The following is a 26930-nucleotide window of genomic DNA, read 5'->3' as shown; positions in this document are numbered from 1 at the left end:
GTCTGTCCGGCTTTAGTCGGTAGAATATTATTCTACGTCTTTTGCTTTACGAGTGCGTTTTCCGGCAGTTGCTTCTTCAGCAACTTCTGCGCCGTTGTCGATTGCCGCTTTAGAAGCTGCTGCTTCTTTTTCAGCCTCGTCTTCTTTATCGCGTTTACGCTCATCAAGACCTTCTTGGATTGCTTTACCAATTACTTCTGCAATTAGGTTGATCGACTTAGTCGCATCATCATTCGCAGGGATTGGGAAATCAATGTTAGTAGGGTCAGAGTTGGTATCTACCATCGCAAAAGTAGGAATGTTCAATTTCATTGCTTCTGCAACTGCAATGTGCTCTTTCTTAACATCTACGATGAATAATGCCGCAGGCAAACGATTTAGGTCAGCAATACCTCCTAGAAGGTTTTCTAACTTGATACGCTCGCGCTGAATCATTAATTTCTCTTTTTTAGATAGTACGTCGTAAGTACCGTCTTTTTGCATCTTGTCGATGTTACCCATCTTCTTGATAGACTTACGTACTGTTGCGAAGTTGGTAAGCATACCACCTAGCCAACGCTCTGTAACGAAAGGCATACTAACATCTTTCGCTTGTTGTGCGATGATTTCTTTAGCCTGTTTTTTAGTCGCTACGAATAGTACTTTACGACCTGATTTTACGATTTGTTTGATAGCTGAAGCAGCTTCTTCCAATTTCGTAAGTGTTTTGTTCAAGTCAATGATGTGGATGCCATTACGCTCCATGAAAATGTACTTAGACATTTTCGGATCCCATTTACGGGTAAGGTGACCAAAGTGCACACCTGCATCCAATAAATCTTGATATGTTGTTCTTGCCATTTTGTGATCCTCCTTTGATTAACGTTTACTGAATTGGAATCTTCTACGAGCTTTGCGACGTCCTGGTTTCTTACGCTCAACCATACGGTCGTCACGTGTCATTAAACCTTTAGCACGTAAAGCCGGTTTTACTTCCGGGTCTAACTCTACCAATGCTTTAGCAATTGCCAGACGCACAGCCTCTGCTTGTCCTTTAACGCCTCCACCTTGTACGTTTACTTTAACATCAAAGTTGGCCAATGATTCTGCTACATTCAAAGATTGAGTAGCAATGTATTGCAATGGCAATGTCGGAAAATATACCGTGTAGTCTTTACCATTCACGGTAATGTTACCGCTACCAGCAGCTAAGTAGATGCGGGCAACAGCCGTTTTTCTTCTGCCTGAAGTATTAGTTGTTGACATAATGAATCTCCTTAAAATTTAACAGTTTTTGGATTTTGTGCCTCATGTTTGTGCTCAGAACCAGCATAAACAAAAAGGTTTCTAAATAGCTCACGGCCCAAACGGTTTTTAGGCAACATACCACGTACCGCTTTCTCAATGATGCGCTCTGGGTGCTTAGCCATTAATTCTTTTGGAGAAACAAAACGCTGACCACCTGGGTAGCCTGTGTAGCGAACATATACTTTGTCGCCCAATTTGTTTCCTGTCAACTTAATTTTGTCTGCGTTGATAACGATTACATTATCGCCACAGTCTACGTGTGGGGTGAATGTAGGCTTGTGTTTACCACGGATTACTTTCGCAATCTGGCTTGCCAAGCGCCCCAAAATCTCTCCTTCAGCGTCAACAACGATCCATTCCTTGTTTACGGTGTTTTTGTTAGCAGAGACAGTTTTGTAACTTAACGTATTCACTTGCTTTTGTTTTTATAAATTAATTAATAAACCTGTCCTTTTTGTACTCTCTACAATAAGGTCTGCAAAGGTAAGTAATATTTATCATACCATATAATGAATTTTTCATTTCGACATTTAGAGATAATATAACAAACTATTTACAACAATTAATTCAATGAACGATATGAAATATTGAATCCGTATTATTATATTGGTTTAATTTATTAATCCTAGCTTACATAAGTCGTTGATGTAGGCTATGCTAATTATATGCCGTATTAATTGCGAGTGATATAGATTACACCTCGCGTCTAACTAGGTAAAAGTAACCAAAGCTATAAAATATGAAGTTTATTATTAGTGCTTTATTTGTGGTCTTTGCATGCCAAATCAGTTTTGGACAAGGATCCTCAGAGTATGAATCCGGATTTAAATACAACCTAAACGATGACGGAACGAAGTTTATGCGTTTTGTCATTTGGAATCAAATCTGGGCTAGATCCACCCAGAATAATCCCGGCTCCATGATCAACGGCGAAGAGGCAGATCATAGTATGGATATTGGCAATCGCCGGTTGCGTATGTTAATATACGCACAGATATCGCCACGCTATATGATTTTTACTCACGTAGGAATCAATAATCAGACTTTCGTAAACGGCGGTGCTGCTGGTTCGCAAGGTACCGGAGCAAACGGTGCTGGTAAGAAGCCAGGCTTATTTTTCCATGATGCTTGGAATGAATACGCCGTGGTATTACCCGATAAAGATAAGAAATTCAGCCTCTCTGTAGGTGGTGGTTTACATTACTTTATGGGCTTGTCCCGACTCACGATGACATCCACGCTAAATATCCTAACTATCGATGCGCCGATTTTCAATTGGCCTCTGATCGAGAATTCCGATCAGTTTGCTCGACAGATGGGACTTTTTGCCAAAGGTAAGTATGGACAGTTGGAATATCGATTTAGTGTTAATAAACCTTTTGCAACAAATTTGACCCCGGTTGATGTTGTAAACGCTGATCAAGCCATTGCAGTAGATAATAATGGAAATAGCCGTTTATCTACTGCGGGCTATGTAGAGTACCAGTTTTTTGACAACGAATCCAATCTACTGCCATTCAAAGTCGGATCTTATTTAGGTACTAAGAAAATGTTTAATGTGGGAGTTGGGTTTTTTAATTCTCCGAAAGCGACGCGTAGTGCAGTAGGAGGGAATATTCGACGACACGACATGAGTTTGTATTCGGCGGATGCTTACCTAGATTTGCCAGTTGGAACCCCTCATCGTAGAGCTGCCCTAACTGCTTACTCGGTATTTTATAATTATAATATGGGGCCAAATTATCTGCGTAATATAGGTATTATGAATTTGGCAGTAAATGATGAAAACTATTCCGGACCACGTGCACTCGCCGGCCCTGGTAATGCGCAAGCAGTCATTGGTACAGGTAACATATGGTACACGCAGGCAGGTTATCTTTTGCCAACAAGTAGAGAAAAGCCTAAAACCCGATGGCAGCCATTTGCTGCTTACACCTACAAAGATTTTGAAAAGCTACAGTCGCCCAGTTCGCAGTTCGACATAGGTGCAAACTTGTTTTTAGATGGTCAACATGCAAAGGTTACTGGTCAATATTCAACACGTCCCGTATATCATGGTGTAGGAGATAGAGATGGTTCACGTGGCGAATTTATTCTTCAATTGCATATTTATCTATAAAATTCGCGGAATACACCATAAAGATTTAATAACTTTATAATAACCAAAAACTAAATTTTATGAACACCAGCAATCCGCAAAAGCCTAGTGGAATATGGAGCGTTATCACGGCTTCTTCTATGGGTACTTTAATCGAATGGTATGATTTTTATATATTCGGGAGTCTGGCCGTAGTTCTTTCTACCAAATTTTTTCCATCAGATAACCCTACCGCCGCATTTCTCTCCACCTTAGCCACCTTTGCTGCGGGCTTTGTTGTTCGCCCCTTTGGAGCTTTATTTTTCGGACGGTTAGGTGATATCATCGGTAGAAAGTACACTTTTATGGTCACTTTATTATTGATGGGAGGAGCAACCTTTGTAATCGGTTGTGTGCCTAGTTTCGAAACGATCGGATATGCGGCTCCTGTTGTAGTGCTTATTATGAGGCTTTTACAAGGCTTGGCTTTAGGAGGAGAGTATGGTGGTGCCGCTACATATGTGGCAGAGCATGCGCCCAAAGGACAAAGGGGATTTTGGACATCCTGGATTCAAACAACTGCTACCGTCGGTTTATTTATCTCACTTTTAGTGATTTTATTTACCAGAACGATGCTTACACCAGAGCAGTTTGATTTGTGGGGGTGGCGTATCCCTTTTTGGGTGTCGATTCTGATGGTGTATGTGTCGTATTTGATTCGTAAAAACATGAGTGAATCTCCAGCGTTCGCCAAAGCAAAATCCGAAGGCAAAACATCATCCAATCCGCTCAAAGAAAGTTTCGGAAATCGTTATAACCTAAAGTTTGTACTGTTGGCATTGTTTGGTGCGGCTATGGGTCAGGGCGTGATCTGGTATACCGGACAGTTTTATGCGATGAGCTTCTTAGAGCGTGTTATGTCGGTTAATCCGGAGCAGGTAATTACCATTTTGGTACTTGCGCTGTTGGGCGGTACGCCTTTTTTCATATTCTTTGGGTGGTTAAGTGACAAGATTGGCCGAAAGGCGGTGATGATGTCAGGCATGCTTATCGCTATTTTATCGTATCGTACCATTTATGAAAAGATGTATCAAACTACGAATCTCGAGCATAAAGTGGAAATGGTGGAACGCCGAACGGAAACAGCCACACTCAAGCAGCTGGGGGCTGTTCAGGATTCGGTGTTCACTACGATTCGGTATTTTGAGGATGGAACTCAGGTCAAAGAAATTGAAACCCTACACCTGGAACACGGTGTAGCGAAAATAGTCAGCGGCAAAACACAAATTGCACAGTCTAAATCTATCGAAGTGAATACTGCGGACAAATGGCGATTGACTTTTCTAGTGTTTATACAAGTGCTATTTGTGACGATGGTATATGGCCCTATTGCGGCCTTCTTGGTCGAGCTTTTTCCGGTACGTATCCGTTATACATCCATGTCGCTACCATACCATATTGGTAATGGCATCTTTGGTGGGTTATTGCCGGCTATATCTACTTATTTTGTTTCTAATGCGCAGAGCGAAGGCAAGAGTGATTTTTATCTAGAAGGGCTTTGGTATCCGATCATAATTGCAACCATTTGTTTTGTAATCGGTGTTATTTATATCACCAAAAAGATGACTACGCGGTATACGGATTAGCCAAATGCTATTATTAATTGTTGAATTTTAAGAAATTGATATGAATACGATAAAGAGAATTTTAGGTATAGTTTGGATTCTTCTGGCACTAGGTATGGGCTACTTCTTGGTTAGTTTTGGCTGGCCAAAATTCGTGTCTGGTACGCAGGATGGTCTCGTATTCGGGATTATCATTCTATTTGTGCTTCTGCCGTTAATTGTAATTGGTCTGGGGGTATTCGGCTATTACGCACTGATTGGAGAGTACACCCAGGAAGAGTGAGTGAATCGGGTGCAGCACCAATCGCGGTGTTGCACCCAATTTTCTTCTTAAGGATAACGTGCCTATGCGAATCCAGTGCATTGTTAAACACGTATTTTTAGGCTATTTGTTAATTTTTTGCTAAACCAAAAAACAGTCCGTTTTTTAGAACATTATTATTTTACTTTTGTTTAAACTATCTTTAAGATGTTTTAATTAGCAAGATTCCCACATCATTAGTTTATTCAAATATGTTTTCAAATTCTTTTCAGAGAATTCTTCTGTTATCGTTCCTGTTCGTGTTTTCCTTATTCACCCGGTTGGGAGCGCAGCAAGTGTCTCCAGATACTGCTTATCAACAGAAGTTAATCGAATTTCAACAATTACTGCAAAGTGGGCAGGTGAATGAGGGTGCTGAATTTTTGGATAACCTTATTAAAGAATATCCAGATTACTCAGAAGCCTATTATGCAAAATCGTTATTGTATGCGCAATTGGGAGATTTGGAGACCAGTCTGCCACTGGCCAAAGAGGCGATACGCTTAAAACCTAAAGATCTCACCTATAATAATCACCTCTTAGGTTTGTATAAATCTATGGGAGATGGAGAATCTATTGTACGTACACTGAACGAGCTTTTACAATATTATCCTAATAATCCTGTGATTCTTCGTGAAAAGATCTTGATGTTACATGCTTCCAATCAGTCGGAGCAGGCATTGGCTGTATATGATGAGGCCATACAGACGATTGGCGATTCTGATACGCTCGATGTAGTAAAGGCAGAGGTATTGATTGATATGGGCAAGCTCAAAGAAGCGCGTACTTTACTGGAGAAATGGTATCGACAGCGTTCGCCTATTCGTGAGGTTTATGGCACATTGGGTTTTTTACATAATAACCTAGGACAGCCAAAGCAAGCAGTACAAGTAATAGAGGATGGTTTAGCATCTACTAAAAATGACTATTTGTATTTTGATCTTGCGGATGTTTACAATAATCAGAAGAAGCCTGAGCGTGCCTATATGGCGTTACAGCAAGCATTTCGTTCTGAAAGTATTCCATATCCTGAGAAACATCGGGTTATGGCGCAAATTGCTGCCAGTCCAGATATGCTTAGTTTGCCGCAAAAACAAGATCTGGCAAACCTATTAGTACTGAAATACCCACGTATTGCGGAGAATTATAATTTCAAAGCAGATATCCTCTGGCAAGGACAAAATCTGGCGGAAGCCAAATCCTTATACCTTACTTCGCTGGGCATAAACCCACGACAGGCGGATACCTGGAGAAAATTGATTAATGTAGAGTTGGCTGCGAATCAACTCAGTGAGAGTATTTTACACGGGCAGGAAGCTTTGATTCATTTTCCAGACAATGCCATCCTTTTTTACTTCACGGGTGTAGCTTACTTTCTTAACAACGATACGACGGAAGCACGTGAGTACTTGGAGGCAGCGCTGGATAATAGCGAGAACGAAAACGATTATGTCAAGTCAATGATCTATGGTTCTTTGGGAGATTTGTATCACTCGTTAAATATGGTAAAAGTTTCCGATGCGGCCTATCAAGAGGCAATATCGCTAGATAGTACCAATTCATCGGCATTAAATAATCTAGCATATTACTGGTCGCTTCGAAAACAAAATTTGGATCAAGCTGCAGAATATGCTCGCCAGGCAACGGAGCTAGATCCTGCATCCACTACCTTTATGGATACCTATGCATGGGTACTATTTCAGCAGGGAGAATATCAACAGGCACAAACTTGGATGGAGAAAGCCATGAGAGGTGAAAAACCTTCTGCTGTGATGCTGGAGCATTACGGTGATATCTTATCTAAACAAGGTAAAACTAAGAATGCAATAACACAGTGGCAAAAAGCATTAAACCTAGTCAATGGCGACAAGTCTGTAGATGTAGATAAATTAAAAGAAAAGATTCGTGAGAAAAAGTTTATTGAGTAAATACCTTTGCGCGCTATTGGCTGTAGCCTTGGTCGCATCCTCGTGTTCATCACGCCGTAAGACAGTTAAAGGTGGGCAAGCGCCAGCTACGGAGATCTCGGCCGATAATTCGATCAAGACTTTCGAGATGAGTAATCTCGATTATTTTACATTTTCTGGTAGGGCAAAAGCAAAAGTGACGATGGATAAAAGCACCCACGATGCAACGGCTCATATCCGGATACAACGGGATAAGGCGATTTGGATTTCTGTTACAGCATTGTTGAACATTGAGGTGGCGCGTGTATTGATTACACCCGATAGTATCAAGATACAAACCAAGTATCCTAAAAAGGAACTGATCGCCCGTCCATTTTCTTATATATATAATTACATCAATCCTAGTCTTACATTTAAATCGCTGCAAGACATTCTGGTAGGCAATCTTTCTGCCGAGCTTTTGCGTTCGTCACAAGTACAGGTCGCCAGTAGTGGAGATGATGTGGTGGTTGTCGGTGTTAAAGATAATCTGATGTTTCAATACGGGATGAATCCTCAGAATCGACCTTATGCTACAAAAATTGAAGACAAACAGTTAGGTCAATTGCTGGATGCAGCTTACGACCAGTACGCATCTTTTGAAGGACATATTTTCCCTCAGCGTTTTATCCTCAACGTGCAGGGAGACGGATTGCAAGTGAAAGCAGATTTGCAATACAATAGGCTGATGTTCAATGAAAAGGTAGAAATGCCTTTCTAAACAGCCTACAGATGCGTTGTGTTAAATTTCGTAAAATGTCAAAAAAAGAAGGGACGCTTTGTCAGCTTAACTGATTAATATCCTTAATTTTGCCTCTTTACAAATGATTGGATAGCTAGTTCCGGTAAACTCTTATGATCAAAAAAATAATCTTCAGTATCGCTTTCGTCTGTTTCGCAGTAGTCATGTCTTTCGGGCAGAGTAGTGCTGAGCTGAAGAAGCAAAGAGAAAGAATAGATGCTGAAATTGCCGCTTTGCAGAAGGGATTGCGTGCCAAATTGCAGGAGAAGTTACTTTCACAAAATGAAGTATCTGCTTTGAGTAAACAGTTGAACTTGCGGGAAGATAAAATTGGAACAATCAATAAGGAGCTGCAACTTATCAGTAACCAAATATCTAAAAATACACGCGATGTTGCTGCCCTGGAAGCAGAGTTAGAAAAGATGCGTCGTGATTATGAGAAGATGGTGCTGTTCGCATTCCGTAATAAGAATGCTTATAATAAGATGATGTTTATCTTTGCTTCCAGAGATTTCAACCAAGGTTTTAAGCGTGTGAAATACCTCCAGCAATTCAATGATGCCCGAAAAATAAAGGCTGCTGAGATTGAAGAAACGCAAAAGCAAATTCAGCTGAAGCTTGCACAATTAGAGCGGGATAAAGAAACACAAGCGAAGCTGTTGAAGGAGCAACGTGCCGAGCGCGATGTGATTTCTAAAGATAGATCCAATCACCAGCAAGAATTAAGTAAACTGGTGCGTGAGGAACGCGGCTTCCAAAGTCAATTAACAGGTAAGCAGCAGGAGAAAAAACGACTGGATGCCGCGATACGTAATGCCATTGCACGGGAAGTAGCCGCTGCAAAACGTTTGGAAGAAGAGCGCCGCCGCAAGCTGGCAGAAGAAGAAGCGAAGCGATCAGGAACCACGGTGGTAGAGGCAGAGAAAAAAATCGAAGCAAAAACAGGGTCAAATGTGTTGAACAGCACGCCAGAGGCTACCCGTCTTTCTGCTGACTTTAAATCTAATCGTGGTCGCCTTCCTTGGCCAGTAGGGCAGGGTAATATCATCAGCGCTTTTGGTCGGAAAACGGTAGAGCGCGGGGTAACGGTAGATGATTTGGATGTCGGCATTCGTACAGGGTCTAATGCATCTGTACGAGCAGTCTTCGACGGAGAAGTGGCACAAGCACTGCCAGGACTCGTAGTAATCCGGCATGGAGAATTCTTTACCACATACTCTAACTTGAAATCGCTTTCTGTGCGTCGAGGAGAGAAAATCTCACGCGGACAGACGATTGGTACGGTAGATGATGATCCCGATCGCGGATTCCCAGTATTAAACTTTGGAGTGTACCAAGGGCAGAATCCACAGGATCCTTCCGGATGGTTGGCACGGTAGAAAATTGACCTCGAGTAACAAATTAATTGAAATATTAGTATTATTCCCTGATAGTGACTACATTTGGGAATAGTGTTATGGGTATTTAGGAACAGATATTATGTATACAGCACAGTTAGCGTTTATAGGAACGCAGGAAATCATTATTATTGTCGTCATCATTCTACTTCTATTTGGAGGTAAGAAAATTCCTGAGTTGATGCGGGGTTTGGGTAGAGGAGTAAAGGAATTTAAAGAGGGGCAGCGTGACGAGCCTACTGCTGAGGATACTGATCCTAATCCAGGTCAACCAAGAAGAAATGACTCGATCAACGATCCAAGATAATCGGATCCTTCGATAGATAACGACCAGAAAGTTCTGCTAGCAAATCGCTAGCAGAACTTTCTGGTTTTTTTATATACGGTGTTAGCATATATGATTATGTCGCTTCACCGATTGAAATTCATCATATTGATTCACGATGGACAATAAGATAAGTCTACTACTATTGGTATTGGCGATGGTCTTCCAAACGACTACGGCGCAAAAAAGAACAAGAAATGTATTGCGAAAGCCGATGCAGCAATCCATACAAAAGCAGCTCGAACAGGAGAGAGAATCGGTTGTTATCCATCTCGATTCCATCAAAGGTATACCAGGGAATCAAGTCGAATTTTCATACGATGATGTATTGATCGGACAGCGTATTCAGCGCATGCAGAAGACAATTCCATTAGAGTACAACCATCTAGTTAAAGCTTATTTGGATAAGTACATCTCGAGAAACTATAAGCCATATATGGAAAAACTGCTTGGCTTGAGCCAGTATTATTTTCCTATCTACGAACAGATCTTTGAAGAAACTCAAGTGCCTGATGAAATCAAATACTTATCTGTCGTAGAGTCATCACTGAATCCGCACACCTTATCTACTTCTGGAGCGCTGGGGCCATGGCAGTTTATCTATGGCACGGCTAAGGGATACAATCTCGCTATGGATAGCTATATAGACGAGCGAAAAGATGTATATCTATCCACCTATGCTGTCTCTAAGTATCTAAGTGATGCCCATGACGAATTCAATGATTGGCTATTGGCACTGGCATCATACAATTGCGGTCGCGGCTGTGTACGTCGCGCTATACAACGATCTGGAATGACGACGCCTACCTTCTGGGAGTTGTCGCCCTATTTACCACAAGAGACGCGCAATTACATTCCCAAATATATTGCCATGTCTTATGCTTTAAAATATGCAGAAGCGCATCAGTTATCTGCACAGGCAACAGATCTACAGTCTCCTTACCGCATAATGATGGTAGATAGGTATGTCGACCTAAATCAAGTGGCACAAGCAGTAGACTGTTCTATGGAAGTCATGGAGGCCTACAATCCAGCATTCAAGAGAAAGCAAATAAATGGCTCGCTAGAATATCCAAAGAGACTTATTGTACCTATTCAGGGCAATATGAATGATTCCCTACTTTATGCAGCATTGCATCAGCAAGTAGCACCACCTATCGAAAAAAAATTAGCCGGGGTACATTATACGGTTAAAGCTGGAGAAACACTCGCCACCATTGCAAGAAAACACGATGTATCCGTTTCAGAATTACTCGCGTGGAATGATCTTTTGTCCAAGAGTGTGACTGCGGGAAAGACGCTGTGGATTGAAAAAGAAGAAGCTCAGCGCGTCGATACGCGATTGGCATCGAATGTCGGCAAAGCAAAAGCAACTGTTGCGCCGGTGAAGCAAACTGCTTATGTGGTGCATACGGTGAAGAAAGGAGATACTTTAACGGGTATTGCGTCACGTTATAAAGGCGCATCTATTACGCGTTTGAAAGCAGATAATAACATTAAAAGCAATCACCTGTCGATTGGTCAGAAAATCAAAGTTTCACAGACTACAGGTAGTATATAATCGATGTTACGATAGGTAAGCGGCATCAGCCGTCACCCCATCATGCTCCTCAAATTTTACCTCCACGTGTTCTTTCAGAATGGTCGAAAGCTTTACGCCATAATAATCGCTAAAGATTGGGAATGAATGATGGCTGCGGTCTATTAATACGGCCGTGCGCATCTTTTTCAATGGGATATTTAAGAATAAACCTAAGCCGTAGGCTAATGTTCGGCCACTATTTAGGACATCATCCACCAATATGATCACCTTATCTTGTGCGATCGTAATATCTTGATCTGTACTCGCGTCCAGCTGGCGTTTAAGCTTATTAATCTCCACCCGCATTAGCTGAATGTTTATTTGAGGTGCAATCTCAATCAGTAGCTTCTGTAGACGCTGCGCAAAAATATATCCTCTATCGGCAATTCCAACAAGTACAATATCCGTTTCATCAAAATTATCTTCAATGATCTGATAAGCGATACGCTTAGATTTTTGGTGAATCTGTTCTTTGTTTAAAATTAGGGTCTTCGTTGCCGACATAGTGTATATGGTATTGAAGCTATAAAAATAGCAAATCTTTCAAATAAAAAAGTCTGAATGTGATGTACATTCAGACTTAACATATTTTAAAAAAACTCCGAGGGAGAGTAGTTTAGTTTAAGTTGTCTTCTTCTTCGCTACCCATGTTAGCCATCATCACGCGATCTTGATCTACTTTAGGGCGTCCGCCACTGAAGTAATAACGACGCCAATATGCTTCTCCAAGGTTGCTTACCATCACACCTTTACTAGATGAGGCGTGAGCAAATTGATCATCTCCTAAGTAAACACCTACATGTGTAATGCTTTTACTGCGAATCTTGAAGAATACTAAATCACCTGGTTGCAAGTCATTTTTTTGTACCGTCGTCACATTGGCATACTGATTGCGACTATTATAACCGATGGTCGTATTGAATACGTTTTCATACACCGCTAACGAAAACTTAGAACAATCGATACCACGTTTGGAGTCACCGCCTAATCGATAAGGCGTGCCGATCCATTCGTATACGAATTGATAAAGCTTGGTGTTGGTAGTAGCATTTACAGCGACGCCCATAATTTGTGAAAAGTACTCTTTCGCCAGATTATCGGGGTCAGAGGATTTTGTTTGATTGGTTTGTGCCTGCGACACTAGACATAAGCCTATGAAAAGCATTACTGCTACTAGTTTCTTTGTTTTCATTAAATCGCGTTTTCGCTGATGCATAAATGGATTGCCAGGTGTAAATCCCCTAACTCTCTATGTATTTATCACAAATGTAATGTATAGATACGCGAGTTCCAAGGGAAATTATTTCATTTCTATGATAATTCTTGCAAACAGGTAGTTATCCCGAATCCATGCTAAAAAGAATTAGTTAGAGCCAGTGTGTTAAGTAATTGTTTATTTTTACGTTATATGTTTGGATTATTTAAAATAATATCCTTTATTTGTTGTAAGAATTTTATTTGACATGCAATCATCGATCACAATTATTACAATTACCACCACCGGGATTAGGTCTCCGGAGGAAGTTTTTGTATGGTAACGATCGAACGTACTTAATTATACAGAAGCCTTCCTCCAATACGGGGAAGGCTTTTTTTATGGTGTTATTTATCACATATTTATATGAAAGTTTTAAAATTTGGAGGTACATCTGTAGGCTCGATAGAAAGTATCCGCTCCGTTCTGGCGATTATCAAAAGATCTCACGAAAATGGGGAAAACCCACTCGTTGTCTTATCGGCGATGTCTGGAATCACTAATACTTTGCAAGCGATGGCGGAAGATGCTGCTTCAGGAAATTCTTTCGAGGCTGGATTATCTGAGATGGAATCCCGTCATTTTGAAGTGGTAAAAAACCTAATACCTGTCAAGTTTCAAAACCCTGTACTGACCCGTTTGAAGCTTTTGTTTAATGAAATTGATGCGCTGTTACAGGGAGTTGCCGTGCTGCAGGAACTCAGTTTGCAAAGTAAAGACTTATTGATTTCCTATGGTGAGCGGTGTGCCAGCTATATGGTGTCTAAAATAATGGAACTAGAGATTCCGCAAGTAGCTTTTATCGATGCATCATTGTACATCAAGACCGATTCGAAATTTGGACAAGCTAATGTCGATCAGGAACGGACAATTCCATTAATTCAGGCATTGAACTACACCCATGCCGATGAGTTGCTCTTTGTGACGGGTTTCATCGGCTCGAACGAAGCCGGCCGTGTCACGACCTTGGGTCGCGGGGGTTCCGATTACACGGCGGCTATTTTTGGTGCCGCACTAGATGCCGAGCGCATTGAGATCTGGACAGATGTAGATGGTATGCTCACCGCAGACCCTCGCATTGTATCCAAAGCCTTCTCCTTATCAACGCTATCCTACACCGAAGCGATGGAGCTTTCCTACTTCGGAGCCAAAGTCATTTATCCGCCAACCATGTTGCCGGCCTTTACGAAGAAAATACCAATCGTAATTCGTAATACTTTCACGCCAGAATTTGCAGGTACGGTTATTCAGTTCGAAAGCGAAAAATCAGCTTATCCTATAAAGGGAATTTCATCTATTGGAGATATCTCGGTGATCAATATGATCGGCAGCGGCATGATCGGCCGAACAGGTTTCAGTGGCAGATTATTCAGCTTACTGGCGCGCGAACAAATTAATGTCATACTGATCACGCAATCCTCTTCAGAACATAGCATTACCTTTGCGGTGAGCCCGCAAGACTCGCGAAAAGCAAAGCAATTGATCTATCAGGAATTTGAGTTGGAGATAGGAGCAGGCAAGCTGGTGTTGCCAGAGCCGGAAGGAGGTCTTTCTGTACTTGCCATCGTAGGCGAGAATATGAAACGTACCCCAGGTATGTCTGGAAAGCTTTTTCAGGCCTTGGCACGTAATGGAATCAATGTGCGAGCAATCGCTCAGGGATCTTCGGAGTTAAATATTTCTGTCATCATTGATAAGGAAGATTTAGGAAAAGCATTGAATGCAGTACACGACGCATTCTTTGCAACACTGAATAAGACATTACACGTCTTTAGTCTTGGCACAGGCAATATCGGTGCAACGTTGTATAGGCAACTTCGCGAGCAGCATGATTTTCTGGTAGAACACAATGATATTGACATCAAAGTAGTGGGCATCGCGAATTCAAGAAAGATGCATTTCGATATTGCCGGCATCGATCTTTCCCAATGGCAGTGTGCGTTGGAGGAGCAGGGAGAGGTGTCTGATTTGGCTGTTTTTGTGGAGCGGATGAAGCTGCTTAACCTACCAAACTGTGTTTTTATTGATAATACCGCCAGTGCCTTGCCAGCAACTTACTATGAAGATATTTTTAAATCCAGCATCTCTGTAGTAACCTGTAATAAGATTGCGAACTCAGGTTCCTTCGCGAATTACAAGCTGTTGCGAGATACCGCGCGTCGCTTTGGTGTGGATTTCTACTATGAAACCAATGTCGGTGCTGGTTTACCTATTGTGCGCGTGCTCAAAGATTTGATGATGAGTGGCGACCGACTGCTAAAAATTGAAGCTATTCTTTCGGGTACGATCTCTTATATCTTTAACAATTTTGTGGACGGCTCTTCTTTCTACGATGTGGTCAAACAAGCGCAGGAGCTAGGCTATACCGAGCCGGATCCGAGAGATGACTTAGGAGGAGTAGATTTTATGCGGAAGATGCTGATCCTCGCTCGCGACGCCGGACATGAAATCGAGCCTACCGACGTAGTCCTAGGAAATATCCTGCCAGAATCCTGCCTTGCAGCGACTTCGGTGGCAGATTTTTATGAAGAACTTCAAAAATCAGAAGCTTATTTCAATGCGTTGCGCGATCGTGCGACATCCGAAAACAAAGTATTGCGCTACATCGGTAAGTTGGCGCAAGGCAAGGTACTTATCGAGTTGGAAATGGTCGGTGCCGATCACCCGTTTTACTCCCTGTCTGGTAGCGACAATATTATTTCCTTTACCACGGAGAGGTACAAGGTGCGCCCTTTAGTGGTAAAAGGACCGGGGGCAGGTGCGGAAGTGACTGCCGCAGGTGTGTTTTCGGACTTGGTGAATATTGGTGCATAAATTAGAAGAGTAAAATTGATACTATAAAATAAACGATATGAACGATGATAGAAGTGCTGAGCCAATGATCGATCAGCGGATAAATAGGGATAATATATTAGAGCAAGTACGCGTATTCGCGCCGGCGACTGTCGCCAATATGATCTGTGGATTTGATGTATTGGGCTTTGCCGTGGACGCACCAGGAGATGAGGTAACGATGACTAAGGTAGATCGTCCGGGCGTGCGTATTAACTCTATTGAAGGCGACGATGGCCGCCTTCCGCTAGATCCAGACCAGAATACGGTGAGTGCCTGCGCGATGAAAGTATTGGAAGATCTGGGACTTGCCGATGAGTTTGGGATTGAAATAGAATTGGTAAAGCACATGCCAATAGGGAGTGGATTGGGATCTAGTTCGGCGAGTACCGTTGCCGGAGTTTATGCGATCAATGCCTTGCTAGGAAATCCATTGAGTAAAGAAGAATTGTTGCCATATTGCATTGAAGGTGAAAAGATTGCATGTGGACACGGCCATGCAGACAATGTAGCGCCAGCACTGATGGGGGGGATTACCCTAATCCGATCCTACGATCCGTTGGATATTATCGCTTTGCCCGTGCCGGAAGGAATGTATGCTGGAATAGTATTCCCGCATGTAGATGTACCAACTAGAGATGCTCGCCAATTAATTAAGGAGCGCATAGCACTCAAAGACGCGGTGGTGCAATGGGGCAATGTAGCAGGTTTAATTGCAGGGCTTTATCGGAACGATTTTTCGCTTATAGGTCGCAGTATGCAAGATGTAATTATTGAGCCCGTGCGGGCTATCTTGATTCCGCAGTTTGCAGAGATGAAAGAAATTGCCATGGCAAATGGTGCTTTGAGTTTTGGTATTTCTGGATCCGGACCTTCTGTAGTTGCCATTACGCAGAGCGAAGAAGTAGCACAGACAATTACCAATGAAATTAAGAAACATCTTGATAAGCAAGAGATAGAATCTAATACCTATGTTTCATCCGTGAATGTAGAAGGCCCAAGAATATTAAATTAACACGATCGAAGATGAAATTTTATAGTACAAATAATAAAGCGCTGCGTACCGACTTTAAAAATGCCGTATTCAATTCCCTACCGGCAGATAAAGGATTGTATATGCCGGAGGAGATTCCGAAACTAGATCCGCTATTCATTAAAAATATCACGCACTATTCACTGCAAGAAATTGCATTAGAAATTGCCAAAATCTATGTTGGTGACGATATTCCTGCAGCGGCGTTGAAAAACATCGTCGAAGATGCGATCAACTTTGAAGCTCCGATTCGATTTTTAGATAGCGAAACAGGCGTGCTAGAACTGTTTCACGGACCATCCTTCGCATTTAAAGATTTTGGAGCACGCTTCATGAGTAGGATCATGGGATACTTCTCCCGAGAGGATGATCAGCTTTTGGACGTATTAGTAGCCACATCGGGCGATACAGGCGGTGCCGTCGCATTGGGTTTTCTCGGCGTCCCCGGCACTCGCGTAACGATTTTATATCCAAAGGGTAAAGTCTCTAAAGTACAAGAACAGCAATTGACCACCAATGGACAAAATATTCGAGCCATAGAAGTAGAAGGAACTTTTGACGATTGCCAAGCATTGGTAAAGCAAGCGTTCAATGATCCAGAAGTCAATAAACAAATGCGGCTTACTTCGGCAAATTCCATTAATATCTCTCGGCTTATTCCACAAACATTTTATTATTTCTGGGCCTATGCGCAATTGCGTGCGCAGGGCATATCGGATGTGGTATTCACGGTGCCAAGTGGTAACTATGGAAATATCGGAGCAGGATTGCTAGCCTATAAAATGGGTTTGCCCGTTACAAATTTTGTTGCGGCCACCAATGCCAACGATACCGTGCCGCGATTCCTCACTTCGGGAACATACGAGCCTAAGCCGTCTGTGCAGACATTGGCAAATGCCATGGATGTAGGAGATCCAAGCAATTGGGTACGGATTCAGGATCTTTTCAATTATGATCTTTCCGCTTTGCAACATCTTATTTGCACCTACACCTATGATGATGAAGCTACATTGGCAGGAGTACAGGAAATGTATGACCAATATGGTTACGTAGCATGTCCGCATACGGCGATCGCGTATTTGGCATCCAAAGCGTATCGGGCAGCACATCCAGGCACATATGCATCCATTCTGTTGTCTACCGCACATCCTTGCAAATTTCCAGATGCCATACCACCAGCATTATTTAAGCAGGTAAAGGTACCGGCAGGAGCAGATTATTTAGCACGTGGGGAAAAGCAGGCAGTGCCTATGCAAGCAAATTACGACGCATTCAAAACGTATTTGATTGCGCATAAATAACAGGATGGTTTGAAATTATGGTGACGCCAGCTGCATCAATAAGGCCGTAAGCCATCCGGCATACGTGCCTATGGCGTAGCTGAAAACGCATAGAAGAACCGCCGCAGAGATCAAGGAAGGGTGGAAAGCCGAAGCCGTAACGGAGGCAGAAGCTACGCCACCGACATTCGCCATACTGCCTAACGCAAAATAGAAGAACGGTATTTTAAAATACCGGCCAACGAAAAACAGCAGCAGCGCATGAAAAAATAGCCAAAGAAAGCCCACAAGGAATAATCCAGGATTGTCACTGATTGCCAGAATATCCATTTGCATGCCGATCGTAACGATAAGCATGTACAACAAAACGGTGGCTAGCTTAGACGCTCCCGCGAATTCCAAACGCCGAGCCGCGGTGAAGGAAAGTCCGATGCCGATAAGGGTAGCAAATAATATAATCCAAAAGTAGGTGTTAGTTAAAGATAAATTGGCTAATGATGGATGGTGAATTTGAATATACTCGGCAATCGGCTCGGCCAAAAAGGTGGCCAAACCCGTGCCGCCAAGTGCAAAACTTAGCATAAGAATAAAATCCTTTACCTCTGGGCTGCGCTTATTTTTCAGCTCCTTTTGCTGCATTTTTGTAGTAAGTAATGCTACATCGGCACTATCGGCACGGAACCAACGATCTACCTGCTCAAATCGTGAAGCACCATACAGCAGCAGCGCCATCCATAGATAGGCAACAAACACATCTACTGCAATGATAGCAGAAAAAAGTTTCGTAGAAGGCTGTACAATTTCCCGAACAGCTAGCTGATTGGCACTGCCACCAATCCACGAGCCGGCTAATGTACCCAATCCACGCCAAACAGCATCCGGCCCAGCTCCACCTACGGTTTCTGGAGAGATCATTGCGGTAATCCAGACGGCGATCGGCCCGCCTAATACAATACCTATAGTTCCGGTAATAAACATGATGCCGGCCCTTTTTCGTAAAGACCAAAGCTCCTTAAGGTCGAGATTTAGTAAAAAAAGAATGAGACATGATGGCAACAAATATCTACTACCCACCTGAGCTAGTGGCGAGTTGGCTCCGTCAAACACGCCCGCAGAATTAAATATACCAGGCAAAAAATAACATAATAGCAGTGGTGGAATCACCTTGAAAAATCCCAGAACGTATTTGTTCTGTAGTGCAGCCGTATAAAAAACGAATCCCAGAATCGTCATTAATATTCCCAGAATGACCACTTGATCAGTAATGATTGGTGCCGCGTGTAGAATCGGGTATTGCATGGGTAGCAGAATTTAGCTAATTTGTTCTGAATGTAAGCATTTCTGTCGATTTCTTCCCGTATGATTCGGCTTACAACAATGAAAATCACATAAAATTCGAAGGATATGAAGAAAGTATTTATTACCAAGGATATTCCGGCAAGAGGTATTGAAGTATTAGAAGAGGCTGGTTTGAAAGTTATCGTACACCCGGAAGATACGACACTTTCCGAGGCCGAATTGATAGACGCTTGTCAAGATGTGGATCTGCTCCTGAACGTTGGACAACTGCCTATGCAGAAATCATTTCTGGAAGCTTGTTCACATTTGAAAGGAATTGCATTAGCCAGCGTAGGATACGACCACATCGACTTAGAAACAGCTACTGCCTTAGGCATTCCGGTATCCAATACGCCAGATGTGTTGAGCGGTGCTACAGCCGATGTGGCTTTTCTATTGATGTTGGCGGTATCGCGAAAAGCATTCTACCGATCACGAGAAGTGGTGAATGACCAATGGAAAGGGTTTGGATTCACACAAGAATTGGGTGTAGAATTAAACGGGAAAACGCTGGGAATCTTGGGACTTGGACGTATTGGTGTCGAACTGGCCAAAAAAGCGAAAGGCGCTTATAATATGGATATCATCTACCACAACAGAAATCGTAATACAGAAGCCGAAGAGGTATTGGATGCCAAATACGTTGATTTCGACGAGTTGTTGGCACAAAGCGATGTGCTTTCAGTACACACTAATCTTTCGGATGAAACAAGGCACAAATTTAATAAGGACGTATTTGAAAAAATGAAATCATCGGCCATTTTTATCAATACTGCTCGCGGGGCGATCCATCATGAAGGAGATCTTACAGATGCCTTACGTAGTGGCCAGATTTGGGGCGCAGGCCTTGATGTTACTGATCCAGAGCCCATGTCGGCAGATAGTCCGCTATTACAGATGTCAAATGTTTGCGTTTTACCTCACATCGGGTCTGCTACCATCGAAACACGGACAGCGATGGCCGAGATGGCGGCAACAAACTTGTTAGCAGCATTGCACGGTGAGCCTATGCCGCAGATTGTAAATTCAGATATTTACAAATAAAGTTTAAAAATAAATTATAAAGAAATATATTTACGCAATTATTAATTTCGTGAATTATGTTTCGCCTGCTAGCTTTTCTGCTTTCTATATCGCGAATCGCGGCGCAATCATTTCAAACTCCTGCGCTGCTGGGCATGGGAAATACGATGGCTGCGCATCCCGGTGTGTACAGTGCTATGGGCAATCCAGCGGGCATCGCTGGCATACATACCTTTTCAACGGGTAGTGCCTATCAAATGCACTACCTACAGTCAGATCTTTATACATACGGTATTTATGCTGTGTTGCCCACCTTCAAACTGGGAGCTCTAGGGCTGCAATTCCATCAATACAATAGCGCAAACCTCTTACAGCAAACGGTCTGGCAATTAAACTATGCCTATCCAATTACAAGATACTGGAGCGCTGCTTTAGGTTTGCAACGACACCGAGTACGGTGGGAGGTAGACACGTTTCCTAGCGCTATCAGGATAAATATAGGTGTTCAGTATCATAGAGAAAACCTCTCCATAGGTGGATTTGTCAAACAGTTCAGTTTGGCAAATTCGGAAAATGTGCTCTTGCCTTCGTCCGATTTTGAAATGGCTTTAGGTGTGAATTACTTATTTTCCGAACAAATCTATTTAGCAACAGATATCTTCTGGGATGGCCGCGAAAGACCTGATCTGCGCACCGGTATGGAATACCGTCTACTCCGTAATTTCCGTCTGCGTGGTGGTGTTTCATCTTTTCCACTCCAATATTATTTGGGGCTAGGCTTGCTTCGAAAGAAGATGCACATCGACCTAGCAGCTTCCATACATCGTGAATTAGGCCCCTCGCCGCAACTTGGTATAGCCTATGTATTCTAGGCGAATCACACTCTGGGCGCTATTTATAATATTGCTGCCAATCACTACGCAGGCACAGGTATTGGAAGAAGCTTTTATGGAAGAGCAGTTGCTGGAATTGTTGGTCGAGGACCTCGCACCCGACTTAGACGTAAGCGAAATCTTGGAAAGGCTTCGGCAATACCTGATCCATCCGCTTGATCTCAATCGGGCAACGGAGCAAGACTTTGCTGCCTTGGTTTTTCTGAGTCCACTGCAAATCAATAACCTGTTGAACCATCGTAAACAAAGCGGTCACTATCTTTCGGTATTGGAACTGCAGGCGGTAGAAGGATTTGATATACAGGCGGTGCGTTTGTTGCAACGATTTGTCCGTGTGGGTGTGCAAAGCGATGGAAAGAGACTCTCTGTCCGTGATGTCGTACAGAAAAGTCGTTATGAAGTCATGGTGCGGTATGGTCGTATTTTGGAATCGCAACAGGGCTATCAGATTACCGATGAAAGTCGTTCAAGGTACTTAGGATCGCCTGATCGGGTGGCCACGCGCATCCGCATAAATTACGATAATCGCCTGGAGATAGCCGTAAATATGAATAAGCAAGCTGGTGAACCATTCTTCCGGTATGCGCAGCGCTATGGCTTTGATTTCTACTCAGGTAGTATCCTCCTCAAAGATGTGGGAATTTTCAAACGCATCATTGTTGGTGATTATGCACTACAACTGGGGCAAGGTTTGATCTTGTGGAATGGACTTCAATTTGGTAAGGGTGCTTGGATCGGTAGTGTGGCCCGGCAGGGAGTTGGTTTATTACAGTACAAATCACTCAATGAGAGCAATTTTATGCGAGGAACATCCGCCGTGATCGCACATAGGAATTGGTATGTCATTCCTTTTGTAGCTTGGAATAAACTTTCTGGTAATGTCATGGAGGTAGATGATCAAAGAGAGATTCGTACTATTAACTATTCTGGAAACCACCGCACTCCCACAGAGCAAAATTACCGACGAGCGATTAATCAGTATGTGTATGGAGTAAGTACCTATTATCAACGAGATCGTTTTAAATTGGGGGCTACTTGGCTATCGACCACATTCGATGGCTACATTCGTCCTAATAATGAATTGAGAAATCTTTTTTCTTTCGAAGGAAGACAGCTCAATAATATGGGAATTTTCTATAATTATACCTATCGCAACACCTACTTATACGGGGAGGTTGCGCAAAGCGTGGGCAGCGGATATGCTACCAATAATGGGTTAATGGCTAGTCTGCATCCCAAACTCACGGTGCTCATCAACCACCGTTATTATGCGGCAGATTATTATCACTTCTTTGCACAATCTATCGGAGAACAATCTGGTTTGGGTAACGAACGGGGACTGTACACTGGTTTGATGTACCATCCATCACGTAAGATAGAATGGGTAAACTATCTAGATGCTTTTAGCTTCCCTTGGTTACGATTTCGAGCGGATGCACCATCTTCAGGAATGGATTTTCTGTCTCAGTTTTCTTATATCTGGTACAGAAAAGGTCGTTTGATTTTTCGCTTCAGGCACCGCCTTCGGCCAGAAAATTTCACGGATCCAGCTCGGTCAGAAAATCTGCAGGCCGATATGATACGCAATCAAGGACGTGTAGATTTTCAGTACAAGCTCAATGAGAACTGGTCAATAAGATCCCGAGCCGAGCTTTCCTATTATTTTAAAGAACTTACCTCCCGGGAATTTGGCGTGTTGCTTTTTCAGGATGTATTGTGGAGCAGTCGAAGTAGTAAAATTTCCGGTAACACACGCATTGCTTATTTTTCTACAGAATCTTACGACTCGCGTATCTACGCCTATGAACAAGATGTGCTCTATGCTGCTTCCTTTCCATTGTATTATGGAATAGGTTGGCGCAGCTATGCCAATGTACGTTGGCAGCTTTCTCGAAAGGTAGATCTTTGGGCACGATATGCAATCACCAAGCTGCCTGGCGTGGAAAGTATCGGTTCGCAATTGGATAGGATTGACGGTGATAAGCGTAGTGAAATGCGTTTACAAATACGCTTCAGATGGTAATTCGGCCAGTTATATCATTGGAAGTCGGTTTTATGCCGTTTTTGAAGGTGCTGTTGGGATACTTGACGGGAATTATTCTTGCAAAGGTATTTTCGTGGAATTACGCATTAGTTATTTTCATGACTGGGGTTTCTTTTAGCTTCCTGTTGCTACTACTGGTCGCACTAGTTCATCAGCTTCCTTCCAAAGCAATAATTCTTTTTTTATACGGGAGTTGGATTTCTATAGGCCTTTTGCAATATGGCCAATCGCTGCCAGAAGCGAAGAGAGAATACTTAGCAGATCGAGATTTTAGTCAATTAATCGGAGATGTGGTAGAAGAACCTTTGCATAAAGAGCGTTCTACTCGGCTGCGTATAAAATTGCAGGCTGGAATTGATTCTTTGCACACGACGCATGAGGTATCGGGGTATTTGTTACTTACGGTGTATACCGATAGCAGTATTTCCCACTTGGTACAATATGGAGATCGGGTGCAGTTTCCAGCAAATGTACAGCGCGTGTCGCCACCGTATAACCCGAACGAATTTGATTACCGGCAATATCTGGCAAACCGGGGTATTTACCATCAACAACGACTGCCAGCCGCGCAGCTTATCGTGCTTGAAACACAAACAAATTGGTATACTTATATATTGAATTTAAAAGAACGCGTTGTAACGCAGTTTCGATCGAATATCTCCGATCAAACTGCTTTTTCCGTGGCGTCAGCACTAGTTTTTGGCTATCGTGCGGAGATGGATCCAGAGGTAAACACCGCATTTACCAACACAGGAACCATACATATCCTCAGTGTTTCGGGAATGCATGTCAGTATGGTCTTTCTATTGCTCACCTTTCTTTTGAGGCCGCTGGATCGGTGGACTTATGGCAAATCATTCCGCTTCGTGATAGTATTGTTTTTTATTTGGATGTATGTCATGCTGACCGGAATGGCCCCACCTATACTTCGAGCTGGAATCATGATTAGCTTTTTTGTATTCAGTCAATGGATTGGCCGACGACAACAAGGGTTAAATGCGCTTTTTGCATCGGGATTCTGCATTCTATGCTACGATCCAAGTATGCTATTCGATGTGGGGTTCCAGCTGTCGTATCTAGCTATGTTGGGTATATTTCTAATTTTTCCTCTGCTGCGGTCGTTGTATCTTCCCCGAAATCGCTGGCTAAGAATCATGACAGAGTATAGCTATATCTCCATTGCAGCTCAGTTGGTTACGACACCACTCACCTTGTATTACTTTGGTCAGTTTCCTAACTACTTCCTGTTGGCCAATCTACTCATTACGATTCCGGCTACGGTAGTGATGTATCTTGGTGTAGCACTCATGGTACTGCCGATTCCTCAGATTGCTCCACTAATCGGGGTGTTGGAAAATATGGCGGTCAATAGTATGGTATCCATGTTAAAACGGATTGCTAACCTACCTGGGGCGACCTCGCAAGGCATTACATTTATTCTGCCTCAAGTGATTATCCTGTTTTTTGCGCTGGGATCATTTTTTGTCGCCTTGAATTATCGGTTGAAATATGCGTTATACAGCCTGTTTGCGGCATTGTTTTTTCTTGTTAGCACAAGTCTTTTGCGATGGAATACACGCGTACACTATCGTGGATTGCATATCTACCAGCTAAGGCAACATATTGCGATAGCCTGGTACGAGAAAGGTCATGTTTTCCTTTTTAGTACATTAGATTCACTAACGCATCCTAGCATTCAGTATGCCGTGATGCCAGATATAAAATCCTATCGCGCACTACATCAAATGAAACTGGTAAAGATTCCCCAGCAGCAGAACTACCTATTGACAATAGGCAACAAGGTGTTGTATGTATGGAATGAAGGAGATTATGAGCCGCCCGAAGACGTTGGGCTAGTACTCGTGCGAAACAATCGGAGATTACCGCAACCGCATCAATGGAAAAATACCATGCATGTGCTTGACGGTAGCAGTAGTGCGTATTATGTAGAGAGGAATTCCGCTGAACTAGATGCTCAACAGGTCGCCCACTATACCTTAAAGGATAATTTTGCTTATGTTTGGAAGACAGAATAAATGAATCCTACCAGCCTTTCCATATTAAAACAGTATTGGGGATACGACCAATTCAGACCACTTCAAGAGGAAGTTATCCATGCCGTAATGTTGCGGCAAGATACCCTTGCGCTAATGCCTACCGGCGGCGGCAAATCCATTTGCTTTCAGGTTCCTGCGATGCTTCAGGAAGGAATATGTGTTGTCATCTCTCCTTTAATAGCACTGATGAAAGATCAGGTGGAGCGACTGCGTAAGCAAGATATTTCTGCAGTGGCGATCTATTCTGGAATGACTAAGCGTGAGGTAGATATCACATTGGACAATTGTATCTTCGGAAATATCAAATTCTTGTACCTATCGCCCGAACGGTTGTATTCGGATATCGTTTGGGAACGGCTTCGCCATATGAAAGTGAACCTTTTCGCTATAGACGAAGCTCATTGTATATCGGAATGGGGATACGACTTTCGACCTTCTTATCTGCAACTGCATCGGCTTCGGGAGCTGCATCCTGAAATACCCTTTCTGGCATTGACAGCGACGGCTACTGAACGCGTGATCGTGGATATTCAGGAGAAGCTTTTGTTTGCGAAACCAAATGTATTAACTAAAAGTTTTCGCCGCGAAAACCTGGGCTATATGGTGTTGCCTGAGGAAGACAAGATGGGAAGGATGTTGCGGGTGATTCAAAAGATTGGTGGCAGCGGAATTGTCTATGTACGTAACAGGCGCGAAACGCAAGAAGTGTCTCGGTATTTGATGAATCAAGGTATTTCGGCCGATTTTTATCATGCGGGCTTAGACATGCTCACGCGTGCCGACAAGCAAGAACGATGGGCCAGCAATGCTATCCGCGTCATTGTTGCCACCAACGCTTTTGGTATGGGCATTGATAAGTCTGATGTGCGATTTGTCATTCATCTGGATATTCCTGATTCGTTGGAAGCCTATTATCAGGAAGCAGGTAGGGCAGGTCGCGATGGCAAGAAGGCTTTTCCGGTGCTTTTATATAATCAAGAAGATCGAGATCGACTATGGGCAAATCTGGAAGCTTCTTTTCCGGATGTCGCTTTTATTCAACAAGTGTATCATCAGCTAGCTAACTATTTTCAGATTGCCTATGGTGCAGGCATGGCTACGGTACTGTCTTTTGACGTAGTCGACTTTGCTAAAAAATATCAATTTGGCGTATTGCCCACTTTAAGCGCTTTGAAGTTTTTGGAGCGGGATGGATGGTTGAGTCTTTCCGAAGCCGTGTTTATCCCCTCCCGATTGAAGTTCGAAGTGGATTATCAGGAATTATACAAATTTCAAGTACAATCTTCCAAGTTTGATCCGCTCATAAAACGTATACTAAGAAGCTACGGCGGAGCTTTTGACTTATTTGTTCCGATTAATGAATATGAATTTGCGAAGGCTCTGCGTGTACCTTATCAGGAAGTTGTGCATATGCTGCAAACGATGCAACAAATGGAACTGCTCACCTATATGCCGAAAACAGACGCGCCGCAATTGCAGTTTTTGCGACCTAGGATTGATCGGAAAAACCTACACGTTGATACCTCGTTTATCAGAGAACGACGCCGTATCAAGGAAGAACAGACTAAGGCAATTTATCATTATTTGGATACGGAAAACTGTCGCAGTATCGCTTTGCTAACCTACTTTGGTGAGTCAAAATCGGCACCCTGCGGTGTATGCGATCTCTGTTTGGTACGTGCTCATCGCGGAAAGGTGTCGACACAGGTTGCGCTTCAGATCAAAGAATTGCTATTGGACAAACCATTACCTCTGAAGGAGCTGATCGATCAAATCAGTATAGGTTCCGAAAATGCAAAACTCGAAGCATTCAGAACCTTACTGGATGAAGAGCAGATCATTGTGAAGGAGAATCTCTACTATTGGAACGTAGGATTTTAATTTTTCATAATC

The 26930-nt window shown here is 42.9% G+C and carries 22 protein-coding genes; 16 read left to right on the top strand and 6 right to left on the bottom strand.

What is annotated here, in order from left to right; genetic code table 11:
* Window positions 1–27: 27 nt before the first annotated feature.
* From rpsB to rplM, 3 genes are read right to left on the bottom strand one after another with little or no spacing between them, the layout of a single operon-like run.
* On the bottom strand, window positions 28–840 hold the full coding sequence (rpsB, locus tag M8998_RS08640; RefSeq protein ID WP_249992169.1) for a 30S ribosomal protein S2: 813 nt from the start codon (window positions 838–840) through the stop codon (window positions 28–30).
* 18 nt (window positions 841–858) lie between these two features.
* Entirely contained in the window at window positions 859–1245 is a 387-nt protein-coding gene (gene rpsI, locus M8998_RS08635) for a 30S ribosomal protein S9 (RefSeq protein WP_116774197.1), read from the bottom strand.
* 11 nt (window positions 1246–1256) lie between these two features.
* Complete coding sequence (rplM, locus tag M8998_RS08630) at window positions 1257–1700, bottom strand: 50S ribosomal protein L13 (protein WP_249992168.1); 444 nt, start codon at window positions 1698–1700, stop codon at window positions 1257–1259.
* 326 nt (window positions 1701–2026) lie between these two features.
* On the opposite strand from rplM, the gene M8998_RS08625 reads away from it, so the two are divergent.
* The 8 genes from M8998_RS08625 to M8998_RS08590 all read left to right on the top strand — a co-directional run bounded on the left by M8998_RS08625 (window position 2027) and on the right by M8998_RS08590 (window position 11261).
* Complete coding sequence (locus M8998_RS08625; protein WP_249992167.1) at window positions 2027–3406, top strand: hypothetical protein; 1380 nt, start codon at window positions 2027–2029, stop codon at window positions 3404–3406.
* Window positions 3407–3465: 59 nt separating this feature from the next.
* Window positions 3466–5010, top strand: a complete 1545-nt coding sequence (locus tag M8998_RS08620) for an MFS transporter (RefSeq protein ID WP_249992166.1) — start codon at window positions 3466–3468, stop codon at window positions 5008–5010.
* Between the two features lie 40 nt (window positions 5011–5050).
* Window positions 5051–5272 (top strand): DUF6814 family protein, encoded by a 222-nt coding sequence (locus tag M8998_RS08615; protein WP_249992165.1) that lies wholly within the window; start codon window positions 5051–5053, stop codon window positions 5270–5272.
* A gap of 278 nt (window positions 5273–5550) precedes the next feature.
* Window positions 5551–7218 carry a tetratricopeptide repeat protein gene (locus tag M8998_RS08610; RefSeq protein WP_249992164.1) on the top strand — a complete coding sequence of 556 codons (1668 nt, stop codon included), beginning with the start codon at window positions 5551–5553 and terminating at the stop codon, window positions 7216–7218.
* Entirely contained in the window at window positions 7196–7957 is a 762-nt protein-coding gene (gene lolB1 / locus M8998_RS08605; RefSeq protein WP_249992163.1) for a lipoprotein insertase outer membrane protein LolB1, read from the top strand. Before M8998_RS08610 ends, lolB1 begins: the two co-directional genes overlap by 23 nt.
* Before the next feature lie 134 nt (window positions 7958–8091).
* Complete coding sequence (locus M8998_RS08600; RefSeq protein ID WP_249992162.1) at window positions 8092–9357, top strand: murein hydrolase activator EnvC family protein; 1266 nt, start codon at window positions 8092–8094, stop codon at window positions 9355–9357.
* 100 nt (window positions 9358–9457) lie between these two features.
* Entirely contained in the window at window positions 9458–9682 is a 225-nt protein-coding gene (locus M8998_RS08595; RefSeq protein ID WP_249992161.1) for a twin-arginine translocase TatA/TatE family subunit, read from the top strand.
* Window positions 9683–9818: 136 nt separating this feature from the next.
* Complete coding sequence (locus M8998_RS08590) at window positions 9819–11261, top strand: lytic transglycosylase domain-containing protein (RefSeq protein WP_249992160.1); 1443 nt, start codon at window positions 9819–9821, stop codon at window positions 11259–11261.
* A 6-nt stretch (window positions 11262–11267) separates the two neighbouring features.
* On the opposite strand, the gene M8998_RS08585 is transcribed toward M8998_RS08590, so the two are convergent.
* Window positions 11268–11786 carry a phosphoribosyltransferase family protein gene (locus M8998_RS08585; protein WP_249992159.1) on the bottom strand — a complete coding sequence of 173 codons (519 nt, stop codon included), beginning with the start codon at window positions 11784–11786 and terminating at the stop codon, window positions 11268–11270.
* Between the two features lie 112 nt (window positions 11787–11898).
* Window positions 11899–12474: a C40 family peptidase gene (locus M8998_RS08580; RefSeq protein ID WP_249992158.1), complete on the bottom strand. Its 576-nt coding sequence runs from the start codon at window positions 12472–12474 to the stop codon at window positions 11899–11901.
* A 429-nt stretch (window positions 12475–12903) separates the two neighbouring features.
* On the opposite strand from M8998_RS08580, the gene thrA reads away from it, so the two are divergent.
* The 3 genes from thrA to thrC are packed head-to-tail and all read left to right on the top strand — an operon-like array spanning window position 12904 to window position 17703.
* Window positions 12904–15351 carry a bifunctional aspartate kinase/homoserine dehydrogenase I gene (gene thrA / locus M8998_RS08575; RefSeq protein ID WP_249992157.1) on the top strand — a complete coding sequence of 816 codons (2448 nt, stop codon included), beginning with the start codon at window positions 12904–12906 and terminating at the stop codon, window positions 15349–15351.
* Window positions 15352–15388: 37 nt separating this feature from the next.
* Window positions 15389–16384 (top strand): homoserine kinase, encoded by a 996-nt coding sequence (locus tag M8998_RS08570; protein WP_249992156.1) that lies wholly within the window; start codon window positions 15389–15391, stop codon window positions 16382–16384.
* Window positions 16385–16395: 11 nt separating this feature from the next.
* Complete coding sequence (gene thrC / locus M8998_RS08565) at window positions 16396–17703, top strand: threonine synthase (RefSeq protein ID WP_249992155.1); 1308 nt, start codon at window positions 16396–16398, stop codon at window positions 17701–17703.
* A gap of 15 nt (window positions 17704–17718) precedes the next feature.
* On the opposite strand, the gene M8998_RS08560 is transcribed toward thrC, so the two are convergent.
* Entirely contained in the window at window positions 17719–18981 is a 1263-nt protein-coding gene (locus M8998_RS08560) for a DUF819 family protein (RefSeq protein WP_249992154.1), read from the bottom strand.
* A 105-nt stretch (window positions 18982–19086) separates the two neighbouring features.
* Here M8998_RS08560 and M8998_RS08555 point away from each other — a divergent pair, with 105 nt between their 5' ends.
* The 5 genes from M8998_RS08555 to M8998_RS08535 are packed head-to-tail and all read left to right on the top strand — an operon-like array spanning window position 19087 to window position 26918.
* Entirely contained in the window at window positions 19087–20064 is a 978-nt protein-coding gene (locus M8998_RS08555) for a 2-hydroxyacid dehydrogenase (protein ID WP_249992153.1), read from the top strand.
* 56 nt (window positions 20065–20120) lie between these two features.
* Window positions 20121–20915, top strand: coding sequence for a hypothetical protein (locus M8998_RS08550; protein ID WP_249992152.1), 795 nt, complete (start codon window positions 20121–20123; stop codon window positions 20913–20915).
* A complete protein-coding gene (locus M8998_RS08545; RefSeq protein WP_249992151.1) occupies window positions 20905–22959 on the top strand; it encodes a ComEA family DNA-binding protein in 2055 nt (684 codons plus the stop codon). Before M8998_RS08550 ends, M8998_RS08545 begins: the two co-directional genes overlap by 11 nt.
* Entirely contained in the window at window positions 22953–25016 is a 2064-nt protein-coding gene (locus tag M8998_RS08540; RefSeq protein WP_249992150.1) for a ComEC/Rec2 family competence protein, read from the top strand. Before M8998_RS08545 ends, M8998_RS08540 begins: the two co-directional genes overlap by 7 nt.
* Window positions 25017–26918: a RecQ family ATP-dependent DNA helicase gene (locus tag M8998_RS08535; RefSeq protein WP_249992149.1), complete on the top strand. Its 1902-nt coding sequence runs from the start codon at window positions 25017–25019 to the stop codon at window positions 26916–26918.
* Window positions 26919–26930 lie beyond the last annotated feature (12 nt).

Origin of the sequence: Sphingobacterium sp. lm-10 (genome assembly GCF_023554555.1) — a bacterium.
In the GTDB taxonomy this organism is placed as follows: Bacteria; Bacteroidota; Bacteroidia; order Sphingobacteriales; family Sphingobacteriaceae; genus Sphingobacterium.
The sequence above is the reverse complement of the archived record's forward strand: the minus strand, read 5'-3'. Positions and strand labels throughout refer to the sequence as shown.